The organism is Pedobacter sp. MC2016-05, assembly GCF_026239735.1.
GTDB lineage: Bacteria > Bacteroidota > Bacteroidia > Sphingobacteriales > Sphingobacteriaceae > Pedobacter.
On the sequence record NZ_JAPIVT010000005.1, the window covers coordinates 199946 to 222971 of the forward strand.

A 23026-nucleotide genomic window follows, 5' to 3' on the forward strand; every position below is an offset into this window, starting at 1 on the left:
CAGAAAATATAATAACATGTATATCAGATTTGTAAATTACCTTGATAAGATTAACCAATATAGAAAGTCAAAAATATCAAACCGTAATTTCCTAATCATACTTGCTGTTATTGTTGGTATTCTCGCTGGTCTGGCGGCCGCGGCGTTAAAGAGTTTAACACACCATATCGAAGAGTTTCTTCAATCAGACTGGCACTGGAAATATAAGTACTACTTATATTTCATTTTTCCGATGATTGGAATCCTGTTAACTGTTTTATACATCAAATATTTCATCAGAAAAAGCAAGTTTGAAACTGGCTTAACCCCGTTGCTCTACGCTATCTCCAAAAAATCAAGCAGGATAGAGGCGCATAATATTTATTCTCAAATCATCACTGCTGCAGTAACGGTAGGTTTCGGTGGATCAACAGGCTTAGAGGCACCAATTGTTACTAGTGGCTCGGCAATTGGATCTAACTTAGCACGTGTTTTAGGTTTATCCTATCGGGAAATTACCATGCTTGTGGCTTGTGGAGCGGCAGCCGGTATTGCCGGCGCTTTTAATAGTCCTGTTGCCGGAATCGTATTCGCAATCGAAATATTACTTCCTGAATTCACCATACCGGCGTTTATCCCATTGTTGTTGTCGGCTGCAACCGCCGCAGTAGTTGCACGTATATTTTACACCCAACAGTTATTTTTCCTGGTAACAGAGGGATGGCAAATTAACGCCTTATTTTACTATGTACTTTTGGCTGGATTAATTGGTTTGTTTTCAATTTATTTTACCAAGGCAAACTATGCTGTTAAAGGCCTTTTTTATAAAATTAAACATCCTTATACCAAAGTTATTATTGGTGGTTTGATGTTAGGGGCGCTAGTTTTTCTTTTCCCAACGCTTTATGGTGAAGGCTACATTACCATTAAAGGCCTCTTGAAAGGCGACTATTTAACGGTAATTAACAACAGTATCTTTTCCGATTACAGCAGCATTCCGGCAGTGGTTATACTTTTCACAATTGTAACCATATTTATGAAATCGATTGCTACCCTGGTTACTTTGGGTGCAGGAGGCAACGGGGGTACTTTTGCGCCGAGTTTAATCATGGGGGGATTAATTGGTTTTATTTTCGCTTACATGGTCAACTTATCGGGAATTGCCCATTTGAACGTTTCGAATTTCATAGTTGCAGGTATGGCAGCTGCTTTGGGAGCGATCATGCATGCACCATTAACAGGCATTTTTCTGATTGCCGAAATTACCGGGGGTTATATATTAATGGTCCCCTTAATGATAACTACTGCGATTTCCTATGCTATTAACCGTAGTGCGCAGAAACATTCTATCTATACGAAGGTATTAGCGGATAAAGGCGAACTGTTATCACACGAAGATAAAGACACAACAGTTTTGAATCAGATGAAACTAAAATATCTGATAGAGAAAAATTATCCTGCTCTCTATCTTAATGATTTAATTTCCATGAAGATGAACGAAATTGTTCAGTCGCATAAAAATATTTGTGCAGTTATTGATGAGTTAGGAGATTTTAAAGGGATTATCTACGTGGAAGAAATTTTCGGAGAGATGATTAAAGAGGAGCAGAAGGAAAGCCTGACTGTTTCACACTTAGTTCAGCAAGCTCCACTTACCATTAATATTGCTGATGATTTGAAAACAGTTCTGAAGAAAATGGAACAAGAAAATGCGTGGATTTTGCCGGTGATCAATAACGAAAACCAATATCAGGGTTTCGTTTCTAAAACAGCAATTTTCAATAAATACAGGGCTTTATTGATGAGACAGAATGATTATATGGGTTAATTTAAGTTGTAAGTTTTAAGCCCTAAAGCTCATCACTTACAACCTATAATTTTTTGAATTATTCTCTCTTCAAACCAAATTTTTCAATCTTGCTATATAAATGACTTCTTTGAATATCGATTTCATCCGCAGTTTTTGATACGTTCCAATTGTTTTTTTCCAGTTTAAATTTGATAAATTCCTTCTCCGCATGATCTTTATAATCTTGGAAATTATTAAAGCTATCGAAAGAAGAAGACATCCCTGAACCATTCGCAGAACTAGCAATTTGTGTACTTGTTGCCGCACCAATGTTCGTTCCGCCGCCTGGATTGGCGAAAGCACGTACATCATTTTCGGTAATCACCTTATCACTCAAAATAATCAAACGCTCAATCATATTGTGTAACTCACGAACATTACCTGTCCAGGGCAAAGCTTGTAATGCCGCCATACCTCCTTCGTTAATTTTTTTAACAGGCATGCCATAGTCATTGCAAATACTTTCCAGAAAATTCTGTGCAATCACTGGAATATCATCGGTACGTTCTGTTAAGTGAGGCACGTGGATGTTGATTACATTCAAACGGTGGTACAAATCCATACGGAAATTGCCGTCTTCAATCTCTTTTAATAAATCTTTATTGGTTGCCGCTAAAACACGAACATTGACTTCGATTTCCTTTTCGCCACCAACACGAGAAATCTTATGCTCCTGTAAAGCACGAAGCACTTTAGCTTGTGCAGAAAGGCTCATGTCGCCAATTTCATCTAAAAATAATGTTCCGCCATTTGCCAGTTCGAATTTACCAATACGTTGTTTAACAGCCGAAGTAAATGAACCTTTTTCGTGGCCAAACAACTCACTTTCAATTAATTCTGATGGAATTGCAGCGCAGTTCACCTCAATTAGCGGGCTATCAGCACGATTTGATTTTTCATGTAGCCAACGGGCAACCAGTTCTTTACCACTACCATTTGCACCTGTAATTAAAACTCGTGCTTCAGTAGGGGCAACTCGTTCAATCGTTTCTTTAATCTTTGAGATACTTTCAGATTCACCTAAAATTTCGCGGGTTTTACTTGCTTTACGCTTTAAAACTTTTGTTTCAGTAACTAAATTTCCACGATCTAAACCATTACGAACGGTAATTAGTAAACGATTTAGATCTGGTGGTTTCGAAATGAAATCGAAGGCACCTTTTTTACTGGCCTCAATGGCTGTTTCTACAGTTCCGTGACCAGAAATCATGATGAAAGGTAAGTCTGGTTTGATGATTTGTGCCTGTTCAAGCACTTCCATACCGTCCATTTTATTCATCTTGATATCGCAAAGAACCAAGTCGAAATTGGTTTTCTTGATCATTTCAAGGCCGTCGATACCATTATCGATATCTTCAACATCGTAATTTTCGTATTCTAAGATTTCGCGTAGGGTGCTTCGAATTGCCCGCTCATCATCAATAATTAATAGTTTGGCCATTTGGTATTCTTATTCTAATTGAAGTGCTAATATATAATTTTAAATTTATGTATAGTTTATTATACATTCAATTTAGCCTATAAACGAGAAATAGTGAAAAAGGTTTTAAGTTTTTTAGCGGAAAATAGTAGGTAGTATTTGATTGGATTATCCAATCAAATTATACTTTTTAGCGGAAGATAAATATGAAGATTGTCACTTCCATCAAGTTATTAACGCAATGCTGTCTAGTAAACAGCGAATTCTAACTCAATAACCTATCACCCTGGATTAAATAAGCTTTTGTATTATACAATTGGTAGTATTTTTCCGTGAATTTCGTGTCTCCGTGGCAACCGATAAAAATTGATGATAGAAAAGTTTGAGTTTTGGGGCATCACCTTGAATAATTTGCTTTTAAAAACAAAAAAAATGCAGGTCTATAAGCCGGGTTCTGTTTCCTGATTGCTCAGGATTTCTATCATTAATCCACTATAAACGTTGCCGTTTATCTCTAACGACCTACCCACTAACATCGGACGGGCAGCCCTACATGCGTTAGCCTATTTGGTCTTTCAACTCTCGGGGTTTACAAACCATTGCAGTCGCCCGCAATGCTCGTACGCTCTTACCGCACGTTTTCACCCTTACCTCGATTGCTCGGGGCGGTATATTTTCTGTTGCACTGATCCGTAATTCAGGTTTTCAATCCTGAACTCCTTTCCGTTAGAAAGCGAGATGCCCTGCGTTGCCCGGACTTTCCTCTCTCCCGATGAATCGGAACAGCGATAGAACAACCTGCATTTTGCGCAAAGATGGGCTTTTTAAGTCAAATTATTTGAAGAAGTTTGATTATTTACAATTTTGCAATTGTGTAGAAACCTGTGAGTAGGGAACAAAACCTTGATTATTCCCGAACGAATTGGTAACAAAAACCATTACCTGAGCCACATCGATATCTGCCAATTCAGGGAAGCCCGGCATTTTTTCCTGGTATTCTTTACCGTGAATGGTCATTTTTTCATCCGTTCCATTTCTAATAATGCAAGCAAGACGCTTTTTATTGGATTTTAAGAAAACTGAATCAGTTAAAGGAGGAGCGAGCTGACCTAAACCTTCGCCATTTTCACCATGACAGTTCTGGCATTTTGCTTTGTAAATATCTTTTCCATTAGACATATAGTTTTGCAAGTCGATCGTTTCCTGGTTTTGGCAAGAAACAATAATGGCGACAACTGAAAGTAAAAAAATGGAGTTAATGATGTATTTGCGCATGGATTTTTATTTAATGTCAACCACAGACAAGGAAAGATGAACACAGATTTAGTATTGTTATCTGTGGTTATCCTTTTTATCTGTGGTTAAAATTTATTTTTTATACTCTGCTAATAAAACCGGAATATCTTTTTTCAACTGTTCAACCTGTTCTTCCTTTGTGCCGTCATAAGCGCCGCGAATCCTGCGATCTTTATCAACCAGGACTAAATATCCCTGGTGAATATAACCATCTTTTGCTGTGCTATCTTCGCCAACCGCTACCAGGTAGTTTTTCTCCGCAAGCGTGTACACACTGTCTTTACTTCCATAAAGAAATTGCCATTTCGGTCCATCAACACCGAGTTTCTTTGCATATTTTTTAAGTGCCGAAGGTTTATCGTATTTAAAGTCAATAGTGTGTGATACAAACATCACATCAGGGTTGGTTTTAAATTCGTTGTAAACCGTCATCAAATTACGATGCATGGTTGGGCAGATGGTGGTACAAGAGGTAAAGAAAAAATCGGCTACATAAACTTTTCCGTCAGTAACGTTATTAGTCGTAATCACACTATCTTGATTAAGGAAAGACCAATTTGGAATGGTTTGATAAACCGTGTCTATCTTTTCAACACCTGCAGCATCTCTAACGGTTTCCGCATGTCGTTCGCCATAAAACGGAAGTTTCTTTTCTTGCTGACAAGATGAAAATAAGGTGATTGATAGCATACAAACGGCTATCGAAGAAATCAATTTATTCATGATGATTTTATTAAAATGTAAATATACAACCTCTAGTATAAAGGATGGGATTAATTGTTCTTTTGTTGCCAGTTCAAATCGTTTCCCGCCGATTGAATGAAATGCTTGATGATTTTATAAATGGTTTTTGCAAATCTTTCCATCAGCGGGAAAACAATTAGTGCTTATGATTTTTCATTTCTGTGGTTTCTACAGATTTGATATTGTAATTTTTCAAAACCGAATCTGATACCTTTGTTACTTGGATATACTGGTCTTCAATGGCTCTCACTTTAATCATCTGCAATTTGTAGTACGCCATGTTTTCTTGCTCATTTTTACCTCTAAAATCATCTTTAAAGAAATGCATCCAATCCATCATGCGCTCGTCAGCTTTGTTTAATTGATTAATCAGGTTAGCCATTTTAAGAGAATCTTCCAAAGATTTGATTCTTCCACTTTTCAGTATAGAATCTAATTTGATTCTGTTTTTCACTACTTTCTCCCCATCCATCATCAGTTTGTCGTGAATGTTTAGTACCTCTTTCTTTACCGCATTTGCATCTGGTTCTGTTTTACAAGCAGCGAAAAACAGAAGCATTAGGCCCAATTGTATTATTATGAATTTTTTCATTTTCGTTTTTTAAAAATTGTAAGTTATTCCTAAATGAACGCGTCCAGCGCTCATCGGGTGATCAGTTTCGGCTTCCCAAATATTTTTCTGTAAACCAGCATTTAAGGCCATGTTTTTGTAAAAAACATCTACACCTACGCCACCCATTAAATTATTCATTACATGTTCTCCGGTTTTAATACCCTGGTATTTTTCTCCGCCAGAATATTCATAGAAGAACTGTGCTGAAGGCATTACTTGTACATCTTTTCCAACGCTTTGGGTATAAAAAATATTCAGAAAACTGGTTGTGCTGTTTGCAATCCCCTCATCACGGCTATTGGTTCCATTCACTTTGTAGGAGGTGTTTAAACTTGCCCCAAACTTTCCTAAACCAACAATATAATTTAGGTATACAAATCCATCTGTACTGCCCGTTCCAGCCTGCATCAGAGATGAATATCGAATTCCTTCGTTATTTTTGAAATCGTTTTTCCCTGTGGGAAGTTTTACACCTATACCGGCAATTAACTGCTGCTTAAAGTTATTTTCCAATTGCTGTACAAGGTGATACCCTGCGTAAAGGTTTACATCACCTATGCCAGAAATAGATGAGGTATAACCATTGTATCTTTCGCTATTGGAAACATATGGTAAAATTGCATTAATTTCCAGGCGACTAATAATGAAATATCTCCCTCTAATTTCCATTGAACGATATAACTCATAATCTGCCTGATTTCCGGCGTGGCCAGTTATCGGTGAATTTTGTTCCCTTGCGGGGATAAAGAATTTACCTCCTGTAGGAAATAAAGAATGATTTTGACCATCATAACCGTTAAAAGAACGATAGCGATAAAGAAGACTAATGCTATTGCGGTTAAAATAGGGGGTAATCCCCATAAAACAGCCACAAATGTCGCAGGCGAATGTTTGGCTACCTACCAAAACAAATAGTAGAATTAATATTTTACGATTCACTATATAATGTATTTTTAATAAACTCATTGTCTGTTAATGTTTTTAGAAATGATTTGATTTGATCTTTTTCAGTATCATTTAACCTGATTCCGCCTCTCAAACTTTTATCTAGATTCGGGGAATTCTTCACTCCAGAATTATAATGTTCAAGCACCTCATCCAGATTATAAAATCGGCCATCATGCATATACGGACCCGTGTATTCAATGTTACGTAACGTTGGAACGCGAAATGTTCCAAAGTCGGCAGCCGCACCGGTTATATGCGAACGCCCTTCATCTAGACTAACCAAATCCAGCCCATTGCTTCGGTAAGAAAAATCGGTAAAGAGTGGCTCTGCATGGCAGGATGAACATTTTTCTTTAAATAAATTGTAACCTGCCAACTCCGTTGTTGTAAAAGTGAAGCCTTTTTCTTTTCGCATTATCTTATCATATTTGGAATTTCCTGATACCAAAACCCCCATAAAATGAGCAATCGATTTTAGTACTTTTTGCGAATTGATATCGCTAGAACCGAACGCTTTTTTGAATAATTCGGGATAAGGCTGTGTGTTTTGCAAAAACGATACAACTGTTTCTAAATCGGTCTTCATCTCACAGGCATCTGTAAAAGCATTTAAGGGAGATGTTTCGAGGTTTTTTACCCCACCATCCCAAAAGAAAGCCTTTTGCCAGGCCAGGTTGAAAAGAGGTGGAGCATTCCTTTTGCCCTGACAATTATCTACACCATGGCTCACTTTGTGATCAAGATTTGCAAATGCAGCAAACTGCTGGTGGCAACTTCCACATGAAATACTTTTGTTAGCAGATAACCGGGCGTCGTAGAATAATTTTTTACCCAATGCAAAACCCGCATTAGTCAGCTGGTTTTCTTCGAAATTGTATGCCGGCTCAGGAAAATTAGCAGGAATAGAAAATATTATTTTTTCCTCTTCTGGAGATATCCCTGCTTCTTTTTTGCTGCAGGCGTACATTAATGCAATGCTTAAGAAAAGCATTGCAAAAACGTTTAATTTACGCCTCATATTAATTGTGTATGTGGTCTAAACGGAATAACCCTTTCGCATAATTATTTGCTACTACAACGGAGTTGGCGCCGCCCATTGTAAAATTTAAGGTTGCAAAACTAACATCACTAACGCCTGTAAATAGGGATGCAGCATTTACAATAAAGTGCATATTGGGTTTGGCATCAGTTCGAATTCTTAACGGATTTGCTGCGTTAATTTCTGCTGAAAAAGTTCTAATGGTATTATTTGGATCGATAACACCACCAATATGGAAGGTGATGGCATTGTTCGTAGCTGTCGATTGTGGCGAAGTTCCTTCTAATTTTACAAAAATATAACCGCTATTCCAGGTCCAGAACATGCCGTTAATTGGATCCAATGCACCGGTTTGAGCACCAGCAAAATTTCTGGCATAATCAATGCCGATTGTATATTCGATTTTATCATAATCTCCAGTCGGAACATTATTTAAGGTGATCATCTTTGAGTCACTTTTCGATTCATCAATAAGAAAATAACTTTCTGGTATCAGATAAGTAGTTCCATCAGCTTTGCTTAACTTAATATTGCTGACATAATATTTGAATACGTTGATTTTGAAATCTTCGCCCTTAGCATTTTTGTAGTTTTTTGTATTTAGAGCTAATTCAGCACCATTAACCTGATGTTCGAATTCGATTGTAAAGCTTGACTTTGTATCTGCTGTTATTTCATCGCCGCTTTTTTTACAAGAGGATAAAAGCATAATTGGGCATAATAATGCCAATAGATATTGATGTAATTTCATTGTTTGAAAACTGGAATAAGTAATTAAATAATTGCTGTCATTCTGAATGCAATGAAGAATCTCTAACGTTTTAGCAGAAAACCAGCATTACAGCAGAAGAAAATAATTGTTATTAGCAATGAGATTCTTCGCAATGCTCGGAATGACAATAGACTAAACCTACGATGGCAAAGCCGCCGCATAGAAAAATAAAATTTACTTAAACCGTTTTCGGTGGATGAAAAATAGAAACAGAAAGGTCTTTAATTGGTTTTTCGAGATAACCCCGTTCTGATTTGATAATGAAGTATGGAATTTGATGATTGATAGCGGTAATCTGAAATTTTGGTTCAGCTTCTACAATTCGTTTGAGATTTTCTTGAGCTTGTTTGTTTTTGCTATCTAAGTCCTTTAGTTTTTTTGCTAAAAAACACTGTCCATCGCAATGTAATTCAGGATGTTCTTTATTAATACAGAATACACTCGTGATGTACTCTTTGTTCATTTTGTACCCAGAATAAACCACCAGTTGCATCGCTCCGTTTGAAACCGAGCAAATCACTAAAAGGTATATCAGGATTTTTTTGAACATTATATTTGCTGCAAAAGTATTAAAGAAAATGATTGAAGCAAAGAAAAGAAAGTCATTTTTAAAAAACGTTGATTGAAATCAACAGCAATGAATACCTAATAAAATTGGAATCCAGTGGAGAATCTTTTAATTACCAATAGTAAGATTATACTAAATGCCATTTATACCCGCCAGTTTCAACTGACGGGTATAAAAAAACACAGATGAAATTCTTCATCTGTGTTCATCTTTTTTATCTGTGGCTAAAAACCTAAGCCTGCAAATCGGCCATTACAGCTTTAATTTTATCACCCAGCTCTTCATTTACTTTAGCAAAATCCGATCGATCAGCCAATGGTGCATTTACGCTGCAGTAAAATTTAATTTTTGGCTCGGTACCACTCGGGCGAGCAGAAACGATACTTCCATCTTCAGTGATAAACTGTAAAACATCAGAAGTTGGATAATCCAATTTCGTTATTTTTCCGGTAGTTAAATCAGTTTCCTTGCTCAATTCATAATCTTTTAATACTGAGACTTTAGAACCACCTAGGGTTGCAGGTGGATTCTCACGGAATTTCACCATCATGGCTTTAATTTCTTCAGCACCGGTTTTACCTTTTTTAGTCAATGAAACTAAATCTTCTTTATACAAGCCATATTCAACATACATATCTAACAAAGCATTGTACAAACTTGCTCCCTTATCTTTATAGTAGGCCGTCATTTCTGAAATGAAAGCAGCAGAAACAACCGCATCTTTATCACGAACTAAATCGCCAATCAGGTAGCCATAACTTTCTTCACCACCGCCAATAAAATACTTTTTACCTTCTAATTCAGTCATTAACTGACCAATGTATTTAAATCCAGTTAAGGTATTGTAATAAGTAACATCCTTTTTCTTAGCGATCTCTTCAATAAGGTTCGAGGTCACAATTGTTTTCACAATAAACTGATTACCATCTAATTTACCGCTTTCTTCCCATGCAGATAAAAGATAATTGATCAATAAACTTCCAGTTTGATTTCCATTCAATAATACCCATTCGCCATCATTATCTTTAACAGCTATACCCACGCGATCTGCATCTGGATCAGTTGCCAAAACCAAATCAGCATCAATCTCTTTAGCTTTGTTCATAGCTAAAGTCAAGGCATCTTTTTCTTCAGGATTTGGATACACGACAGTAGGAAAATTACCATCAGGTTTACTTTGCTCTTCAACAATGGTTACGTTAGTAAAGCCAAATTGTTCCAATGCTTTTGGCACCAATGTAATTCCGGTACCATGGATAGGAGAGTAAACAATTTTTAAATCGTGCTGTCTTTTAATCGCTTCGGGTGAAATGGAAAGCGCAGTAATTCCATCTAAGTAAAGTTTATCTACAGCCTCGCCAATTAACTCAACATTGGCATCAACGCGATCAAATTTAACTTCGTCGATGCTTTTGATTTTATTTACTTCATCGATAACCAATTTATCATCAGGAGAGGTGAACTGTCCGCCATCTGCTCCATAAGCTTTGTATCCATTATATTCTTTAGGATTATGGGAAGCGGTAAGCATTACTCCACTTTTGCACCCGAAATGACGGACGGCAAAAGATAACTCGGGAGTTGGTCTTAATGCCTCAAAAAAGTATACGTGAATACCATTTGCTGAAAAAACATCAGCCGTAATTCCTGCAAAATAATCAGAATTATTTCTGCTATCATGAGCAATGGCTACGCTGATTTTCTCACCCGGGTATTTATTATTCAAATAATTTGCTAAACCTTGAGTGGCTGTACCAATAGTATATTTATTGATTCGGTTAGAACCGGCGCCCATTATGCCCCGCAAGCCACCTGTACCAAATTCAAGGCTTTTATAAAAAGCATCGGTAAGTTCTGTAGTTGCATTTTTATCTACAAGTTCCTGAATTTCAGACTTTGTTTTATCGTCGTAGTTTCCGCTTAACCACTGATTTATTGTGGTTTGTGTTGATTGATCAATTGATTGCATTGAGCTCTATTTTTAATTTAATATCTGGTGTTGAACAAATTTAATTGGATGAAGTTTTCTTAAAATATCGAAATTTTAACTAATCCAAATTTTATTTTGTTGAGGATGTTGCTTTTAAGCTGCTTTTGTTTATTTTCACGCCCCGATACAATTATAAGAAAATCCAGTATTATAAATGGGCCGATTGTAACTTTTTCACAATAATTGTAAAGTTCAGGCGGCTCATCCGGTTAACCAATTTATAAATAGATGAAAATATTAAAATTTGGGGGTACTTCTGTAGGTAGTCCCGAGCGCATGACGAAATTATTGGATATCATTAATCCAAATGAAGAACAGATTGTGGTTTTATCAGCAGTGTCTGGTACTACAAATAGTTTGGTAGAAATTTCTAATTATTTTTTAGCTGGGGATAAGAAGAAGGGGAGCGAATGTGTTGAAAATTTATATCAAAAATATAAGGATTTTGTAATTGAGTTATTGCCCGCTGCCGATTTTCAGGAGATGGGCAATGAGGTAATTGATTATCATTTCAGCTTTCTAGCTGTTTTAACCAACGATATCTTTACTTCAATTGAAGAGAAAGTAGTTTTGGCGCAAGGCGAATTATTATCTACTACTTTATATCATATTTATTTAAAGTCTATCGGTGTCGAATCAGTGTTACTTCCAGCATTAGATTTCATGAAGACTGATGAAGACAATGAACCTGATATTCCATTTACAACCAAACATTTAACGCCATTATTAGAAGCAAACAAAGGCAATAAATTGTTCATTACTCAGGGATTTATTTGCCGCAACAGTTTTGGCGAAGTGGATAATTTACGTCGTGGAGGAAGCGATTATACTGCTTCTTTACTTGGAGCAGCAATTTTAGCCGAAGAAGTTCAAATTTGGACAGACATCGACGGGATGCATAACAATGATCCCCGAATTGTAAAAGGGACAAAACCAATTGCGCAACTATCTTTTGATGAGGCTGCAGAATTAGCTTATTTTGGAGCGAAAATTTTGCATCCGCAATCTGTTTTTCCGGCACAGAAATATAAAATTCCTGTTCGTTTGTTAAATACCATGGAGCCTTCTGCCGCTGGTACTTTGATCACGCATAACAGCGAAAAGGGTAAAATCAAATCAATTGCAGCAAAAGATGGCATCACTGCTATTCGCATTCAATCTAGTCGGATGCTTTTAGCTTACGGTTTTTTACGTCGCGTGTTTGAAGTATTTGAGCGTTACAAAACACCGATTGATATGATCACCACCTCTGAGGTTGCGGTATCGTTAACTATCGATGAGACAGGAAATCTTTCAAAAATCATTAAAGAATTAGAGAGCTTCGGCACCGTTGAAGTGGATACTAACCACAGTATTGTTTGCGTTGTTGGCGATTTTGGCTCAGAAAAGCATGGTTTTGCAAGTCGGGTTTTGGAAGGGTTGAAACATATTCCTATTCGTATGATTTCTTATGGAGGAAGCAATTATAATGTTTCGCTACTCATATTGAGCGAGTACAAAACTGAAGCTTTAAGAAGTTTGCACAATAGATTATTTGAATAGCAAATAAAATGCACCCATAATCACCAGCAGGCCGATAAGGAAGTGAAAACCTAAAAAGTTTACTGGTAACAATTGATTTTTGTATTTCTTGTAAGAATTAAATAATCCTAACGAGATAATTAAAATGACAAAAATGGCTGCAATTATTTTCATTTTCTAATAAAGAATAAGAACAATACAATTAAAATAAGAACAAGAGAAAATCTAATTTTTCCATTGTATTGTTTTCGGGTGATGCGTCCATGCTTCAAATCAAGATAGTTGCCCCAGTAAATGAGTACAAAAAATAAAATTAAAACGATTATAAGGAATTTGAACATGTTCGCCGATAAAGATATATCAAAGTTTAACAATATAGAAACGCCTTTTTACTATTACGATACGGATTTATTGCAAAAAACGCTAAGCACTTGTGCTGAAGCCGCCGCACCCTACAAATTTCACATCCATTATGCTTTAAAAGCCAACTTCAATTCTGTTTTACTCGAGCAAATTAAACAGATTGGCTTTGGTGCAGATTGTGTAAGTGCCGGAGAGGTGAGAAGAGCTGTTGAAGTCGGTTTCGATCACAAAAAAATTGTGTTCGCTGGTGTCGGTAAATCCGATAAGGAAATAAATGAGGCTTTGGATTTGGATATCTTCTGCTTCAATGTAGAATCTATTCAAGAGTTGGAAGTTCTGAATGAGTTAGCAGCTGCAAAAGGCAAGACTGCACAGGTAGCTATCCGTATCAACCCTAATGTTGATGCCCATACCCACCACAACATTACTACAGGTTTAGACGAAAATAAGTTTGGAATCAATTCATGGGATTTACCACAATGTGCGGAAACCTTGAAGTTATCTAAAAACCTAAAATTTATTGGGATTCACTTCCATATCGGTTCTCAAATTACCAACCTCGATGTTTATAAAAACCTTTGTGTTCGCGTAAACGAATTCTGTAGTTGGTTTGAAGATAAAGGTTTCGTTGTCGAGATTTTAAACGTCGGTGGTGGTTTAGGTATTGACTATTATAATCCTGATAATCAAATCCCTGACTTCAACTCTTACTTTAAGATATTTAACGATTTCCTGGACGTAAAACCTAATCAGGAAGTTCATTTTGAATTAGGAAGAGCATTGGTTGGCCAATCGGCAGCTTTAATCACCAAAGCATTATATATCAAAAAAGGTAAGAAGAAGAACTTTGTGGTTTTAGATGCCGGAATGACTGAGTTGATGCGTCCTGCCTTATACCAGGCCTACCATAAAATTGAGAATTTAACTCGGGGTAACGGAAATGAAATCAAGTATGATATTGTAGGACCCATTTGCGAAAGCACCGATTGCTTCGGCAAAGAAGTGGAGCAACCAGAATCATTTAGAGGTGACGTTTTCGCCATCCGCAGTGCTGGTGCTTATGGTGAAGTAATGGCATCTAAATATAATTTAAGAGATGCGATAAGATCTGTTTACAGTAACGAACTATAGTTTCAAATTCATCATTGCGAGGCACGAAGCGATCTTAATCAGCAAGATAGATTGCTTCGTACCTCACAATGACATTTAACATTATTTCTTTTTCGAGGCCACAAGTACAACTACACCCGCAACTAAAACTATTCCACCAACATACGGCGGCCAGTTTACCGATTTTTCTTTGTCAGCTGATATCTGAATGGGTCCGGCATCAACTATCTTTTCTTTTTGAGTATATGAAAAACCCGTCCAAACGAGCATAATCACTCCAATTACAATTAAGATAAGTCCTATAGATTTGTTCATGATATTTTTAGTTTTAATAGCTGAACAGCAAACCTGAAATTATGTTTTATTAAAATGAATAGCCCAGTGTAATCTTACCAGAGTTGTTCATTAAATTGGTTCCTGAACCTAGAATTCCGTAAACATTTTTAATCTTGATAAAAAACGACAGGTCAGTTGCTAAGCCAGTAATTTTATCTTCGCTGTAATTAATGTTATTTCTTAAATCAATAGTGCTACCCACAAATAGGCGGAAACCATATTGTCTATCTGTATTTTTACGGCCAGACCAAATAATTTCTGTTGAACCACCCGTTGTAAAAAGTGCAGTTTTATCAGAAGCTATCGATAATGGATCGTTTTTACTTCGCACATCTTTTCTGAATGAAGCATAGCTACCTGCCTCATAAACAAAAGCACTTTCCCAATTCAAAATCCGAAATTCTGTATTTCCAGATTTTTCAGCTATTCCAATTGATGTGCGTAAACCAAAACCATAAAATCCTTGATCATGATATGCTTCGATAATCTTTCTTTGCGTGTTTTCGTAACCTCTGGAAGTGCCTCCAAAATATCCGAACCCGCCATAGGCGAAATTGAAATTCTTAACTACGTGAGACCGGTTATAGTTCAAATAGCCCATGGCCATGTCGCCAACATTATAAGGCAGACTGTTGTTGGCGAAACTAGCGCTAACGTAATTTTTTACTTTAACACTATCTTCCATCATCGGTTTTGGAAGGTAGGACATGTGGTTTGAACTAGCGGGAGGGGTATAAAAAACCGGCAGATTATTTACAACAACGCCACATGAAGATAATAATATGGTTGAAAGTATCGCAATAAAAATTATGGGATGTTTAGAGAGCAGCATAATTAGTTTGAAAATGGTTGATATGTATTTACAATTTATAAAGTTTAGTTTTATTCATCAAAAAAATCAACTAATCCGCCGATAAAATATTCTTCAATTCCTTCTGTGAAATCTTTATAATCTTCTTCTGGGATGTTTGTTTGTTTAAATTCCAACGACGTTCCTTTTTTATCTTCGTGAAGTTTAATCGTTACGATTGACGGTTCGGCATCTTCACCGAAATACCATTGCTGCACAATTTTTTTGTTTTGCTCAAACTCAAGGTTTTTTCCCACAATGTCGCCATCCCAAAATGAAAATTCTGTATCGGGCTTTTCTTCGAATTCAACTTCCGCACCCGTCCATAGTTTGATGCTAATGTCTTTTGTAAGTGCTAAATAAACTTCTTCAGGTGAAGCGGGGATGTAAGTGTATTTTTTGTAATCTCTCATTAACTTATATATTGTATCTGCATTATTTAAAAGCATTCAATCCGGTCACATCCATACCTGTAACTAATAAATGGATATCATGCGTTCCTTCATAGGTTACTACCGATTCCAGATTCATCATGTGGCGCATAATAGAATATTCTCCTGTGATTCCCATTCCTCCAAGCATCTGGCGAGCGTTTCTAGCAATATCCAAAGCAATCTCTACGCTATTTCTTTTTGCCATTGATATTTGTTCGGCTGTTGCTCTGTTTTCACTTTTAAGCACACCTAAACGCCAAACCAAAAGCTGACCTTTGGTTATCTCAGTAACCATCTCGGCTAATTTCTTCTGTTGCAATTGAAAACCTCCGATTGGCTTCCCGAACTGGATTCTTTCCTTTGAATAACGAAGAGCAGTATCGTAACAATCCATTGCTGCCCCTAAGGCACCCCAGGCAATACCATAACGTGCTTGATTTAAGCAACCGAGCGGACCTTTCAAACCACTTATTTCTGGAAAAACATTTTCTTTTGGAATTTGGACATTATCAAAAACCAACTCGCCAGTAGCTGAAGCTCTCAAGCTCCATTTGTTGTGTGTTTCAGGAGTTGAAAATCCATCCATTCCACGTTCTACAACCATGCCTCGAATTTTACCAGATTCATCTTTTGCCCAAACCACAGCGATATCGGCAAAAGGAGCATTGCTGATCCACATTTTGGCACCATTTAAAATATAGTGAGATCCCGCATCTTTAATATTGGTGACCATGCCACCAGGATTTGATCCATGATCAGGCTCTGTCAAACCAAAACATCCCATCATTTCGCCACTGGCTAATTTTGGTAAATATTTTTTTCGTTGCTCTTCACTTCCGTAGGCATAAATAGGATACATCACCAGCGATCCTTGAACAGATGCGGTAGAACGTATTCCAGAATCGCCGCGTTCAATCTCTTGCATTAATATTCCATAAGCCGTATAATCTAGGCCAGCGCCACCATATTCTACTGGAATTGTTGGCCCGAAAGCTCCTATATCAGCCAATCCTTTTATCAAATGTTTTGGAAATTCTGCCTTTTGAGCGTAATCTTCGATAATTGGGCTCACTTCCTTCTTAACCCATTCTCTAGCCGATGCTCTAATCAGTTTGTGCTCATCAGTAAGCAACTCATCCAATAGATAATAATCTGGAGCCTCATAAAGGTCTTTTTTCGACGATATACTCATTTAAAATTCTATTATTTGGTTAAGAAATCCGTTCATTTCAAAGGTAACAATTTACCGCAAGGAGCATTATATTCCTGAATAAAAAATTAATTTTGCTACATACAGAAACACACCTATATGAGTCATTTCAAACAAACCGTAGCATTAAAGGAAGTTAGTTGTTTTGCATTGCATGGCTGGTATCCGGAAGAACAAGTAATTGGAAATCATTTTATTCTTGATCTTGAAACTGAATTTACTCCATTGGTTATTGATGATGAGCTTGCCAACACAGTTAATTACGAAGATTTGAATACCATTATATTGGATGAGATGAAGAATACTCAAAAGCTCTTAGAGACAGTTTTAAACAACATCATATTAAAAGTAATCAAGCTTTACCCTTTTGTTGAAACTATAAATGTAAGTATCAAAAAACTTAATCCACCAATGGAAGGGCAAATTGGGCATTCTTTTGTAAAGCTGACTTACAATGCATAAAGCACAGTAACGTAGTTAATCATTTATCGGTGCTAGCCTATTAGTCTAGCTACTAAAAAGTTAGGCTATCCATCGCGGATAGCCTTTGCTAACAACAAAACAAATATAAGATAACCAAATCTTGCCTGATTGAGCAGAATCAGGTTTAAGTGCTATGAGATACACTTAGCGGCCTAGTGTTGGATTCGAACCAACATTTCAAAGTTTATAAAACCTCAACCTTCCCATCGGTCAACTGGCCAATTTCGTTAAACTGGTTTTAAGGATAAAAAATCTTTCATTACAATAATCTCTTCACGATTAATTTTATCTTCATCCTTTATTTGCTTAGCATCGACTGCCGTGATTTCGCTATAATAGCTAAAACTTGGATAGTCGCTGATTGCGGGATATTGAAAATATATTGACATATTCTTTGCCTTTAGTAGTTTAACATATTTTAGTTATCGATTCAACGTTCAACAAATATATAAATAAGTATATAATATCTATAGATTTAGTAGTTATTTTATTCGATAAAATTATAACTATTTGATATAGAATCATTTATTTTATTTCTCCTATGATTTATTCCGTTTTAGGATATACAAACTGAAAGAAAAGATTCCATTTTTAATCTTAAAGCCATAGCTTACAGGGCGGACTTAGCTTTACATATAATACATTCATTACTAAAGCCTGAATTCAATTTCTCAAAAGCTAATTATTTTAAGGATATTTGCATTTTCAAATATTAAAACGATAAGCGTGTCATTAGAGAAATTAAAGCTTAGTAAGCCACTTGTTGCAGCCATGACTGATGCAGGATTTTTAACTCCAAAAGAGATTCAAATCAGAACCATGAGCAGAATTTTAGGTGGACAAGATGTTATTGCGATAGCACCAGAAGGAGCAGGAAAAACAACAACTTATGTTTTAGCTACCTTAATGAAGTTGAAATATGCTTTCGAAGAAGCGCCAAGAGCTTTAATTTTGGTTCCAGATGCTGAACATGTTGATCATGTATTAGAACAATTCAAGTTATTAAACCGGAATAATACGTTCAGAATTCTCGGAATTGACAGTCGTGGGGCTGTTGAAACACAAATGAATGAGATTACCGATGGCTGCGATATTATTGTTGCTGTGCCCGATAGGGCTCGTGCCTTGTATTTGAAACTTGCCCTAAACACCAATAAAATTCAATTATTTATCGTAGATAATGCGGAACTGATTGTTAAAAAAGGCTTACAGCTTCCTGTAGTTGAATTAGCAAACAGTGCTTATAAGTCTCAACATGTTGTTTTTACAGAAGTATTCCACGAGAAATTGAATCACATGATTTCTCCCTTTATGAAAGATTCTGCAACAACCATAGAGGTTGATGAAATTGGTGAGCAGCAAGCAGAAGTTTATCCGCAGATGTTATATCAGGTTCCGAACTTCCGTACGAAATTGAATTTGTTAACACTTTTACTAAATGATGCTGAGTTTTTTGATAAAGTAGTTGTGTTTGTAAATACCAGATTAACAGCACAAACGGTTTATAAAAACTTCAATAATCCAAAAGAAGGCGAAATTAGTATTTACCGTTCTTTGTTTTTCGATGATAAGGGTTACGATGACATTGAAGACTTTAAGGAAAATCCTGATGCGAGAGTTCTTATTGTAGCTAATGAGAACCTAGGGGAGCTAGATATTCAGGGAATTCCATTTATCCTTCATTTAGAATTGCCTGAGCAAAAGGAAACGTTAATTCAACGTATTGTTAAAACAGGAGAAGAGGAAGTAGTTGCGATTACATTTTCTACTGATATAGAACTTGCTGAGGTTAAGAAGATTGAACAAGCCATTGGGCAGCGGATGGATGTTATGGAGCTCCCTGAAGATCTAAAAATAATGGATGCCGCCGCAAAACCAAAGAAAAAGAAAAAAGAGGAAGAAGAGGATGTTACCGAACGTGGTGCCGCATTCCATGAGAAAAAAGCAAGTAATTTAAAGAATTACAACTACAGTGCGGGTACGAAAGCCAAAATGACTTATAAGAATAAAAAAGGTTTATCTTAATTGTAAATCGTCATTGCCAGAGATCAGTTGCCTGTGTGATAGCATAGATTGCTTCGTGCCTCTCATTAACGAAAAATTTTAGACGCAAAAAGCCCCGATTTTCATCGGGGCTTTTTCGTATCATTTTACTATTGACTAGTATAATGTAAATTCTACACGACGGTTTTCTTGACGACCCGCTGCAGTTTTGTTTGTTGAAATTGGTTGATCAGGTCCGTAACCAGTAGCTTCAATTCTTGATGCGTTAGCACCTTGAGATACTAAATAAGCTTTAACTGATTCTGCTCTTTCTTTAGATAAACGTAAGTTTAACTCTCTACCACCAGTGTTATCTGTGTGACCAGCTAATTTTAAGCTAAAGTTTTTCTCTACTAATAAACCAGCAACTCTGTTTAATGAAGCATAAGATTTAGAACGGATAGTAGACTTACCTAAATCAAACTCTAAGTTTGAAATCGCATCTTTAACAACTTTACGATCTTCTTCAGTTATTACTTTAGTTTCTCTGATAATTTCGCGTTGAACTTTGATTGGGCAACCTGAACCATCAACTACAGTACCTGTTGGAGTTCCTGGGCATTTATCAAATTTGTTAGCTACACCATCATTATCATCATCAGCTAAATCTTTAGCATATTGCTCTCTGTCTCTGGCTGCATTTTGTTCTGCTGTAGATAATGCTCTTCTTAATTCAGCACTTTCTTCTGCACTTTGCTTACGTAAATCGGCAACAGCGCTATAGTTCTGCAATTGAGAATTTTCTTTGTTTCCTAAAGCAAACTCTAAACCTGCGTGAGCGTAAGAGAATCTGCTTTCATTATAAGCAGCTTTAACTGTTGGTGAAGATTTGATAAAATTGATATCATAACCTAAATCGATGTTAATACCTTTAGAAACACCAATTTTAAATCCAACTCCAGTCGGGATAAACCAACCTTCTCTATCAGCAAATACTTCTGTAGTTCCAATTTGTGAATCAGATGACATGTAACCAGCACCAGCTTTTACGTATGGAATTAACACTGCATTTTCAGTATTTAAACTAAAGTTTGCAATGTTTAAAACTGCTGTTAATGATCCAGACCAGTTAATGCTATTTTTTTGCTCTAAGTTTCCGAAAGCGTTAGCTGTTTTAACCTCGCCACGCAAGAAATCTGCTTGCAAGCCTAAAGCTGGTAAAATTTGTTTCTTAACAAATGCACCATAACCAATACTTTTAAATTCTCTTGCATCTACGCTTCCGCCACCTAAGAAAGTGTTTTGGCTTAAGATACCACCATGAGCACCAACGCTCCAGGTTCTTAATGATTGTTTACCAAATCTACTTGTTGTAGTTGGCGTTTCTTGTGCAAATAATTGTGATGATAGTCCTAATAAGGCAACCAACATTGTTGATTTTGTAATTCTCGAATTCATTTTTATTAATTTATAAATAATAGTCTCTTAACAGTTTTTTTATAATACTGTTTGGTTGCCTCTAAGAAAAAACCTTGCCAAAAAAGAGAAAATCCATTCAACCATCATTAAATCAGATGATTATAATTGATAAAATAATTCACAAAAATGTTACCTAAGAGCCCTTAGCGGGTTAAAAACTGTCTGTAATTGTATACATAGATTAGATTTTGATTAAAAATTAACTTTGCGATGCGCTAGTTTTACCAATAATTATAGTCTTAACTTCGCAAAGAAATCCCAGAATACAATACCTGCAGATATTACAATATTAAAAGAGTGTTTGGTTCCAAACTGAGGAATTTCGATACATTCATCAATGGTTGCCATCACTTCATCACTCACGCCATCAACTTCATTGCCAAAAATTAACGCATATTTTTTGTTGGGATCTGGCCGAAAACTATTTAGCATAGTACTATTTTCTGCCTGCTCAATGGCAACAATTTCATAGTCTTCAATACGTAAGGCATTGATTGCAGATAAAGTGTCAGGATAATAAATCCATTCTACAGATTGTGTTGCCCCTAAAGCAGTTTTTTCGATTTCACGATGTGGAGGTTGTGCGGTAATTCCACACAAAACAACCTTTTCCAGTGCAAAACCATCTGCTGTACGAAAAACAGAACCGACATTATGCATGCTGCGAACATTATCTAAAACCACCACGACTGGAAGTTTCTCTTGCGCTTTAAACGCTGCTATATCTGGACGATTGAGTTCGTCTAATTTTAATTTTTTCATTGTATTAACCGCAAATTTGCAGTTTATCTGGAAGATTATTATTATTGGCTATCTTAAATATTTCAGAGCCTTTTGGGGCCATCTCCAATCTCACTAATGTAAATCGCTGCAGGATAGCCGATTTTCCCCACATAATACGCTGTTAAGTGTTTGGCAAAATCTTCCTCATAACCTTTTTCAAGCAAAGCGATAGCACAACCGCCAAATCCAGCGCCAGTCATTCGGGCACCAATTACATGATCGTAAGTCAAACAAAAATCAACAACTGCATCCAACTCATCTCCGCTAACCTCGTAAAGCTCCTTCAATGATTTATGCGATGCATACATCAAACGGCCGAATTCTTCTAAGTTGCCGTTATTAAGTGCTTTAGCCGCAAGATGAACGCGGTCGTTTTCCTTTACCACATGTGTAGCTCTGTTCAGAATTGTCTCATCATGAATCAAATGACTATGTAGCGCAAACTTCTCTGCGTTTAGTTCACACAAATTGTGAAGCGTAATTTCCTCATTCAACAATCTTAAAGCTTCCTGGCATTCTGCAACACGTTCATTATATTTAGAATCAGCCAATTCTCGGGGCTTATTAGTATTGATAATAGCTAAAGAATATTTACCTAAGTTAAAATCAACCATTTTGTATCTCAGCGTTTCGCAATCAAGTACAATGGCTTTGTCCTTTTCACCAATTGCTACTGCAAACTGATCCATAATACCTGAGTTCAAACCGATAAAATCATTTTCAACCTTTTTGGCAATTTTGATTAGCTCCAGTTTATCATAGCCCAAATTCAAGTAATCGTTCAATGCAAATGCCGTAGCGATTTCAATTGATGCTGAAGAAGATAGGCCGGATCCGATTGGAATGTTACCGAAAAACAGAAAATCAAATCCATTGATTTCTTTTCCGTCCTTTAAAAACTCATTGATTATTCCGATAGGATAATTGGCCCACAAACTACCGTTTTTATCATGGATCTTATTGCTCTCTACATCAACCTGAGCTTCAAAATTTAAACTTTTAAACCTGAATTTGCCATCGTTATTTGAGGCAATAGCAACCCAGGTTCCTAATGTGATGGCGCAAGGCATTACTAGTCCACCATTATAATCTATATGCTCGCCAATCAGGTTGATCCTTCCAGGAGTGAAGTAAACTGCATCAGAATTACGATTATAATTTGCTAAAAAATTTTGCTCAAGTTCGATTTTCATTTGGTTAAAAATATTTATAAAAGCATTAATAATGCTATGTTTGTTACGAAACAAAAATCCTAA

General features: G+C 36.4%; 22 protein-coding genes, 1 tRNA gene and 1 other RNA gene. 5 read left to right on the forward strand and 19 right to left on the reverse strand.

Annotation, left to right across the window (positions count from 1 at the left end; all coding sequences use genetic code 11):
- Positions 1 to 16 precede the first annotated feature (16 nt).
- Complete coding sequence (locus tag OQZ33_RS09490; RefSeq protein ID WP_265798801.1) at positions 17 to 1807, forward strand: chloride channel protein; 1791 nt, start codon at positions 17 to 19, stop codon at positions 1805 to 1807.
- Between the two features lie 58 nt (positions 1808 to 1865).
- On the opposite strand, the gene OQZ33_RS09495 is transcribed toward OQZ33_RS09490, so the two are convergent.
- From OQZ33_RS09495 to OQZ33_RS09540, 10 genes are all read right to left on the reverse strand, one after another.
- Positions 1866 to 3269, reverse strand: a complete 1404-nt coding sequence (locus OQZ33_RS09495; protein WP_265798802.1) for a sigma-54-dependent transcriptional regulator — start codon at positions 3267 to 3269, stop codon at positions 1866 to 1868.
- Positions 3270 to 3675: 406 nt separating this feature from the next.
- Positions 3676 to 4053, reverse strand: an RNA gene (gene rnpB, locus OQZ33_RS09500) — RNase P RNA component class A.
- 47 nt (positions 4054 to 4100) lie between these two features.
- A complete protein-coding gene (locus OQZ33_RS09505) occupies positions 4101 to 4523 on the reverse strand; it encodes a c-type cytochrome (RefSeq protein WP_265798803.1) in 423 nt (140 codons plus the stop codon).
- A gap of 93 nt (positions 4524 to 4616) precedes the next feature.
- Positions 4617 to 5267: an SCO family protein gene (locus OQZ33_RS09510; protein WP_265798804.1), complete on the reverse strand. Its 651-nt coding sequence runs from the start codon at positions 5265 to 5267 to the stop codon at positions 4617 to 4619.
- Positions 5268 to 5424: 157 nt separating this feature from the next.
- Entirely contained in the window at positions 5425 to 5880 is a 456-nt protein-coding gene (locus tag OQZ33_RS09515; RefSeq protein ID WP_265798805.1) for a hypothetical protein, read from the reverse strand.
- Positions 5881 to 5889: 9 nt separating this feature from the next.
- Positions 5890 to 6867 carry a transporter gene (locus tag OQZ33_RS09520; RefSeq protein WP_265798806.1) on the reverse strand — a complete coding sequence of 326 codons (978 nt, stop codon included), beginning with the start codon at positions 6865 to 6867 and terminating at the stop codon, positions 5890 to 5892.
- Positions 6830 to 7867, reverse strand: a complete 1038-nt coding sequence (locus tag OQZ33_RS09525) for a cytochrome-c peroxidase (RefSeq protein WP_265798807.1) — start codon at positions 7865 to 7867, stop codon at positions 6830 to 6832. Before OQZ33_RS09525 ends, OQZ33_RS09520 begins: the two co-directional genes overlap by 38 nt.
- 1 nt (position 7868) lies before the next feature.
- Entirely contained in the window at positions 7869 to 8639 is a 771-nt protein-coding gene (locus tag OQZ33_RS09530; RefSeq protein ID WP_265798808.1) for an MbnP family protein, read from the reverse strand.
- 199 nt (positions 8640 to 8838) lie between these two features.
- The gene (locus OQZ33_RS09535; protein WP_265798809.1) at positions 8839 to 9210 is read right to left on the reverse strand and encodes a hypothetical protein; all 372 of its coding nucleotides are present in this window, start codon (positions 9208 to 9210) and stop codon (positions 8839 to 8841) included.
- A gap of 250 nt (positions 9211 to 9460) precedes the next feature.
- Positions 9461 to 11197 (reverse strand): phospho-sugar mutase, encoded by a 1737-nt coding sequence (locus OQZ33_RS09540; protein WP_265798810.1) that lies wholly within the window; start codon positions 11195 to 11197, stop codon positions 9461 to 9463.
- A gap of 249 nt (positions 11198 to 11446) precedes the next feature.
- Between OQZ33_RS09540 and OQZ33_RS09545 the strand changes: the two genes are divergently transcribed.
- Together OQZ33_RS09545 and lysA are read left to right on the forward strand one after the other, a co-directional pair.
- Positions 11447 to 12760: an aspartate kinase gene (locus tag OQZ33_RS09545; protein ID WP_265798811.1), complete on the forward strand. Its 1314-nt coding sequence runs from the start codon at positions 11447 to 11449 to the stop codon at positions 12758 to 12760.
- Between the two features lie 318 nt (positions 12761 to 13078).
- Entirely contained in the window at positions 13079 to 14233 is a 1155-nt protein-coding gene (lysA, locus tag OQZ33_RS09550; RefSeq protein ID WP_265798812.1) for a diaminopimelate decarboxylase, read from the forward strand.
- Between the two features lie 81 nt (positions 14234 to 14314).
- On the opposite strand, the gene OQZ33_RS09555 is transcribed toward lysA, so the two are convergent.
- From OQZ33_RS09555 to OQZ33_RS09570, 4 genes are all read right to left on the reverse strand, one after another.
- Positions 14315 to 14527, reverse strand: coding sequence for a hypothetical protein (locus OQZ33_RS09555; protein WP_056848975.1), 213 nt, complete (start codon positions 14525 to 14527; stop codon positions 14315 to 14317).
- A gap of 49 nt (positions 14528 to 14576) precedes the next feature.
- The gene (locus OQZ33_RS09560; RefSeq protein ID WP_265798813.1) at positions 14577 to 15257 is read right to left on the reverse strand and encodes a hypothetical protein; all 681 of its coding nucleotides are present in this window, start codon (positions 15255 to 15257) and stop codon (positions 14577 to 14579) included.
- A gap of 173 nt (positions 15258 to 15430) precedes the next feature.
- The gene (locus tag OQZ33_RS09565) at positions 15431 to 15811 is read right to left on the reverse strand and encodes an SRPBCC domain-containing protein (protein ID WP_265798814.1); all 381 of its coding nucleotides are present in this window, start codon (positions 15809 to 15811) and stop codon (positions 15431 to 15433) included.
- 22 nt (positions 15812 to 15833) lie between these two features.
- Entirely contained in the window at positions 15834 to 17024 is a 1191-nt protein-coding gene (locus OQZ33_RS09570; protein WP_265798815.1) for an acyl-CoA dehydrogenase family protein, read from the reverse strand.
- Positions 17025 to 17141: 117 nt separating this feature from the next.
- Here OQZ33_RS09570 and OQZ33_RS09575 point away from each other — a divergent pair, with 117 nt between their 5' ends.
- A complete protein-coding gene (locus tag OQZ33_RS09575; RefSeq protein WP_265798816.1) occupies positions 17142 to 17504 on the forward strand; it encodes a dihydroneopterin aldolase in 363 nt (120 codons plus the stop codon).
- A 169-nt stretch (positions 17505 to 17673) separates the two neighbouring features.
- On the opposite strand, the gene OQZ33_RS09580 is transcribed toward OQZ33_RS09575, so the two are convergent.
- Together OQZ33_RS09580 and OQZ33_RS09585 are read right to left on the reverse strand one after the other, a co-directional pair.
- Positions 17674 to 17745, reverse strand: a tRNA-Ile gene (locus OQZ33_RS09580).
- 7 nt (positions 17746 to 17752) lie between these two features.
- Positions 17753 to 17914, reverse strand: a complete 162-nt coding sequence (locus OQZ33_RS09585) for a hypothetical protein (RefSeq protein ID WP_265798817.1) — start codon at positions 17912 to 17914, stop codon at positions 17753 to 17755.
- Positions 17915 to 18251: 337 nt separating this feature from the next.
- Here OQZ33_RS09585 and OQZ33_RS09590 point away from each other — a divergent pair, with 337 nt between their 5' ends.
- Entirely contained in the window at positions 18252 to 19550 is a 1299-nt protein-coding gene (locus OQZ33_RS09590) for a DEAD/DEAH box helicase (protein WP_265798818.1), read from the forward strand.
- Between the two features lie 135 nt (positions 19551 to 19685).
- Here the strand turns inward: OQZ33_RS09590 and OQZ33_RS09595 are convergent, their stop codons facing one another.
- From OQZ33_RS09595 to OQZ33_RS09605, 3 genes are all read right to left on the reverse strand, one after another.
- Positions 19686 to 20966 carry an OmpA family protein gene (locus OQZ33_RS09595; protein ID WP_265798819.1) on the reverse strand — a complete coding sequence of 427 codons (1281 nt, stop codon included), beginning with the start codon at positions 20964 to 20966 and terminating at the stop codon, positions 19686 to 19688.
- Between the two features lie 252 nt (positions 20967 to 21218).
- A complete protein-coding gene (locus OQZ33_RS09600) occupies positions 21219 to 21749 on the reverse strand; it encodes an RNA methyltransferase (protein WP_265798820.1) in 531 nt (176 codons plus the stop codon).
- Between the two features lie 62 nt (positions 21750 to 21811).
- Positions 21812 to 22963, reverse strand: coding sequence for a galactokinase (locus OQZ33_RS09605; protein ID WP_265798821.1), 1152 nt, complete (start codon positions 22961 to 22963; stop codon positions 21812 to 21814).
- Between the last annotated feature and the right edge of the window lie 63 nt (positions 22964 to 23026).